Raw genomic sequence first — 1,559 nt, forward strand, 5'->3', positions numbered from 1 at the left:
CAACAATCATCCAAATAGCCAGATCGACGACCTGCTGCCTTGGGCCTATGCCGCAAAGCACGAACTGAAAGCCGTGGCCTGAAAACAGCGCTTACAACTCTTCAAGGGGAGTGAGAAATTCGCCCAACTGTGTCGGCGTCGCTTGCTTCATAGACCGGTGGCCCGATTTCCTGTCCGAGCGATGAAAGATAAATAATGCCAACACCCAATCAACCCTGCAAAGACGCCGTGCTCGTCGAACTGGTCGCGGTCGAATGCACAGCCAAGAACATCGTCGACCTCCACTTGGTCGGCCAACCTGGTTGCCACGGGTTACAAGCAGGAATAGATTGTCAGCGCTCTCAACATGCTCGCCAATGCAAAGCGCCTCGAGTGCATTGGCGGCAGTCGGGTTCAGCTTTCGCGGTAACTAAAAGGGACCGCATTCTGCATGAAGGTGCCCCAATCGACATTCGTGCTGCAAAAGACGCTCGTTCGAACGGTTTTGCCAGGTCGCATAGGCTAATCGCGAATTTGGCACGTGTTCCTCGAGAGGGGCAGCCTATTCTTGGTCCACTGGGTTTCCACCAGCGTCGATATTGATTTCAACACGGGCCTTGTCGCTTGTGCGGTACTGGATCTCATAATACCCGCGGTCGCTCCACGACATTTCGTCGAGGCGCGCAAAGTCGGGCCTTGCTTCGATAAGCGATAAAATTTCCGACGGTTTTTTCCCCGCCTGCGGAGAGGATTTTTCGGCCTGCTGCTGGGCCTGTGCTGGCCACGCACAGAGGGCGGCGATACCCATACCGAATATCAAACTTCTCATAATGATCTCCGTTTCAATAACGGAGGCGAAACGAAGATCTCGAACGTAGGTTCCCATGCTTGATCCCAGGAGTGTGGGAACCGCCCGGGTCTGGAGGCGCAGGAAATGCGCGGCAGTGTCCGTTTTTCTCAGCCCCAGTAGGGCAAGGCGCCCGGAATCAAAAGGGCCGCAGAATACCGCGGCCCTCGAACGTCCCGTTAGCTTACCTGACTGCTAGTACGGCGACACGCATTTCGCCCTCACGCTCGCATAGGGGATACATGTGTTGTCGTACGCGCGATACGTCCTGTAACGGTTGGCGCACCATTGAGCGTGCGACCCAGCGCTGTACCATTGTTGGCTGCTAATGGCCCCGCTGATGATCGCGCCGGCGCCAAAGGCAGCCAGCGGGTATCAGAAGCCAGCGCTGTTGCGGCGGTAGCCTGCGCGGCGGTCGCGATAACCGCGATGCCCATTCCAATCCCGCCTTTCCGCGCGCCAGTTGTCGCCGCGACGATTGTCATGTCTGTCCCATCGCTGTGGTCTCTTTTTCGTATACTGAACCGGCTCCACGTCCGATCCAATCTCCAACCGGTGGGGACCAATGGAGGCGGCGTAGAAAGGAGACACGGACGTCATGGCCGCTATGCAGCCTACGGCGCCTAAGGCAACTTTGGAGTGAATAGCCCCGAGTTTCGTAGACACCCTCGGGTTAGATTTTCTGCTGCTTCTCGAACTCGACGGGCGACAGCATCCCGTTCCTGACGTGTTT

At 57.0% G+C, this 1,559-nt stretch carries 2 protein-coding genes; both read right to left on the reverse strand.

Annotation, left to right across the window (positions count from 1 at the left end; translation table 11 throughout):
- Positions 1–541: 541 nt before the first annotated feature.
- Complete coding sequence (locus tag J2Y63_RS35390) at positions 542–865, reverse strand: PepSY domain-containing protein (protein WP_256120278.1); 324 nt, start codon at positions 863–865, stop codon at positions 542–544.
- Between the two features lie 156 nt (positions 866–1,021).
- Positions 1,022–1,195 (reverse strand): BA14K family protein, encoded by a 174-nt coding sequence (locus tag J2Y63_RS35395; RefSeq protein ID WP_435269837.1) that lies wholly within the window; start codon positions 1,193–1,195, stop codon positions 1,022–1,024.
- Between the last annotated feature and the right edge of the window lie 364 nt (positions 1,196–1,559).

Origin of the sequence: Shinella sp. BE166, assembly GCF_051201095.1 — a bacterium.
Lineage (GTDB): Bacteria > Pseudomonadota > Alphaproteobacteria > Rhizobiales > Rhizobiaceae > Shinella > Shinella lacus.

What these genes read in the sequence shown, in the direction of transcription:
- J2Y63_RS35390 (WP_256120278.1), bottom strand. Translation starts at nt 865, where the DNA reads ATGGGAACCTACGTTCGAGATCTTCGTTTCGCCTCCGTTATTGAAACG.